Origin of the sequence: Izhakiella capsodis (assembly GCF_900115045.1) — a bacterium.
In the GTDB taxonomy this organism is placed as follows: Bacteria; Pseudomonadota; Gammaproteobacteria; order Enterobacterales; family Enterobacteriaceae; genus Izhakiella; species Izhakiella capsodis.
Map to the genome: position 1 here is coordinate 1 of NZ_FOVC01000024.1, position 2,600 is coordinate 2,600.

The 2,600-nt window shown below is 50.3% G+C and carries 2 protein-coding genes; both read left to right on the forward strand.

Translation table 11 applies throughout. From position 1 onward, the window contains the following. Positions 1–1,166: flagellin (locus BM191_RS17340; protein ID WP_269017645.1), on the forward strand; the 1,166-nt coding region annotated here is incomplete at its 5' end. A gap of 313 nt (positions 1,167–1,479) precedes the next feature. Continuing rightward, the coding region (locus BM191_RS16395) for a flagellin N-terminal helical domain-containing protein (protein ID WP_456236156.1) at positions 1,480–2,600 on the forward strand (1,121 nt) is incomplete at its 3' end.

The following is a 2,600-nucleotide window of genomic DNA, read 5'->3' on the forward strand; positions in this document are numbered from 1 at the left end:
TGACGAATATCCTCAAAAATACCACATACGGTAGCGAGAGGCTGTTCAGTTCAGCCGTGGCAGTGAAAAAGCCTGAAAAAGAAGTCGTACCTGAAGCGCCGAAAGTGCCTGAAGCACCGAAAGTACCTGCAGCACCGAAAGTACCTGCAGCACCGAAGGATGCGCCCCCATTAGGAGAACCGCAGGCTTTAATAGTTAAAAGTTTTGAATCGGTTCCTTCTAGAGGGTTTGGCAACTATAGGGTTCACTTCAGCACCGAGGATGGCGAAACATTTTCCAAATTATATACAGGTGACGATCCTGAGTACTGGCAAGTTTGGTATTATGGGACTCAATTTGGAAAATCTCTGAATGAAGGGAAACCTGTACCTCCACTTGAATTAAAATATACGAGGCGTGAGCCAGTGTCGGCCGCAGCGTCAGCCGTATCCCCTAAACCATTGAGCATGGAAGAAGGAATCGAAGCGGTTGATTCAGTATATAAGAAGTGGTTGGCCTCGCTTGCAGAGTCAGATTCGTTAACTGAATCTGAGCCAGCGGTAACCCCGGCCTCAGCGCCAACCGTTTCCCCTGCGTCTGAACCAGCGGCGGCCGCCTCCCTTATACCATGGGGATACGACGGAGGAGCGGCATCAGGGGCAGATTCGCCAGCTGAACCTGAGCCAGCGGCAGCCGTAACCCCGGATCCAGTGCCAGCCGTAACCCCGGAGTCTGAGCCTCCCTCTGTGACTATCGAAACTCAGGGTAAACTGACCAGGGCCTTGCAGTTTCAGATTGGTGCCGGGAAAGATGAGGTGATGAAGCTTGATCTCAGCGATGAAATCAATGAAGTTGCCCTTTCTATCGGCAAGTTGAGTGGGGGCGGTTACGATCTCTCTACCGGAGCCAGCGCAAATGAGATGATTGGGCGGATAAGCGACGTGCTGAATTCTGTCGGCGCCATCCGCTCCAGCCTCGGTGCCAGCATCAACCGTCTAAGCCACACTTCAGACAACCTTGCCAATATGAAAGATAATACCGATAACAGCATCGGCGTTATCCGTGATACCGATTATGCCAATGAGTCATCGCAGATGACCCGGCAGCAAATGCTGGCGCAAAGCAGCCAGCTGATGCTCAGACAGGCCGGAAGTATGAGTGCGATGATCCTCAACTTTCTGAAATAAATATTTACTTGGTTACTGAGAGCCGCGCAACGGCCTCGTGGTGAAGTAAAATGAACCGGCAGGCAGGTGTGTTTTTCAGATAAATTTGCAGATTGAGAGTCAAAGCGATTCTAATTGGAAAATAGATCCGTTTTGCCGGGATTGTGGCTAAAAAACATTAAATCTACAGGAGGAATGTGAGCCACCTCCTGAAGGATAAAATGTCTTTACTTCATCAAGATTTATTTAAAATTGATACACAGCGTTCTGAATAAAACAATTCAGTACTGTGAGTATTCGATTATTCGGTTACATTAAGGATAAGGTATGCCCGATGATTTCGATTTTTACTAACCCATCAGAAATGACGTCCGCCAACGCGCTCAACCGCGCCAATAAGGTGTTGCAGAGTGCGATGGAGCGTCTCGCTACCGGCAAGCGCATTAATTCCGCGGCTGACGATGCGGCAGGGTTGCAGATTGCTACCCGCCTGCAGGGCCAGTCGAATGGGATGACAGTCGCGCAGCAGAATATCAGTAAAGCCAGCTCGATGCTGCAGACCGCGGAGGGGGCTTTTGATGAAGTGACCAATATCCTGTTCCGCATGAAGGACCTGGCGACACAAGGGGCCGACGACACCAATGGAGCCAGCGATCGTGATGCACTCCAGTCTGAGTTTACTGAGCTGAATAAAGAGCTGGCCAATATCCTGAATAATACCCGCTATGGTAACGAGAAGTTATTCAGCTCTGCGGTATCTGTGACTAAGCCTGAAAAAGAAGTCCTCCCTGAGGTGCCGAAAGTCCCTGAAGTACCGAAAACACCTGAAGTACCGAAGGTTGTTGAGGGTGCCCCCCCTCTAGGGGAGCCCCAGGCCTTTAAGCTGGAAACATTGGAATACACTGATGCTTGGCATGATAAGGTAAGGTTAAAATTAACCGCTGAGGATGGATCGCGGATAGACAAAATATTCACACGGGATGACCCGGATTATCTGGCTGTGATGGTCTATTGCGTCAATTATTCCGCTATGTTTCAGCGTGGAGAGACCATACCTCCGCTTGAATTGAAATATACAAGAGCTGAATCCTCGCCAGTAAAATCAGACACACCCGTATTACTGAAATCAGCTCCGGCTGATTCATCCTCGGTGCCCTGGGTTTCAGGAGGCGGAACATCAGCTTCAGCGACTACACCACGCGTATCAGAGTTGAGCCCAATACCTCGGGGGGAAGGGGGAACGCCATCAGTTTCAGATTCCTCAGCTAAAGTTGATCCAGCCCCAACCCCGGAGTCTGACTCGCCGTCGGTGGTCATCGAAACGCCGGGCAAACTGACAAAGGCGTTGCAGTTTCAAATTGGTGCCGGTAAAGATGAAGTGATGAAGCTTGATCTCAGCGAGCAAATCAATGATGTCGCCCTGGCGATTGGCGAACTGGGCGTAGCCGGTCACGA